The following is a 682-nucleotide window of genomic DNA, read 5'->3' as shown; positions in this document are numbered from 1 at the left end:
GGTGATGCTGCCAACTTACTGATTTAGTGTATGATGGTGTTTTTGAGGTGCTCCAGTGGCTTCTGTTTCTATCAGCTGTCCCTCCTGTTCAGCTACTGACGGGGTGGTGCGTAACGGCAAAAGCACCGCCGGACATCAGCGCTATCTCTGCTCTCACTGCCGTAAAACATGGCAACTGCAGTTCACTTACACCGCTTCTCAACCCGGTACGCACCAGAAAATCATTGATATGGCCATGAATGGCGTTGGATGCCGGGCAACCGCCCGCATTATGGGCGTTGGCCTCAACACGATTTTACGTCACTTAAAAAACTCAGGCCGCAGTCGGTAACCTCGCGCATACAGCCGGGCAGTGACGTCATCGTCTGCGCGGAAATGGACGAACAGTGGGGATACGTCGGGGCTAAATCGCGCCAGCGCTGGCTGTTTTACGCGTATGACAGGCTCCGGAAGACGGTTTGCGCACGTATTCGGTGAACGCACTATGGCGACGCTGGGGCGTCTTATGAGCCTGCTGTCACCCTTTGACGTGGTGATATGGATGACGGATGGCTGGCCGCTGTATGAATCCCGCCTGAAGGGAAAGCTGCACGTAATCAGCAAGCGATATACGCAGCGAATTGAGCGGCATAACCTGAATCTGAGGCAGCACCTGGCACGGCTGGGACGGAAGTCGCTGTCG

1 protein-coding gene and 1 pseudogene are annotated in these 682 nt (G+C 55.3%); both read left to right on the top strand.

Features of this window, described 5'->3' with window-relative positions; all coding sequences use genetic code 11:
• The first annotated feature begins 55 nt into the window (after nucleotides 1-55).
• Nucleotides 56-331 (top strand): IS1-like element transposase, encoded by a 276-nt coding sequence (locus IM317_RS24230; RefSeq protein ID WP_000179213.1) that lies wholly within the window; start codon nucleotides 56-58, stop codon nucleotides 329-331.
• Nucleotides 250-682: pseudogene (locus tag IM317_RS24315) on the top strand (IS1 family transposase); the annotation flags it as partial. The gene IM317_RS24230 and the pseudogene IM317_RS24315, both read left to right, overlap by 82 nt.

The organism is Enterobacter cloacae complex sp. S3 (assembly GCF_014930495.1).
GTDB lineage: Bacteria > Pseudomonadota > Gammaproteobacteria > Enterobacterales > Enterobacteriaceae > Enterobacter > Enterobacter asburiae_B.
This window is presented reverse-complemented; position numbering and strand designations above follow the sequence as displayed.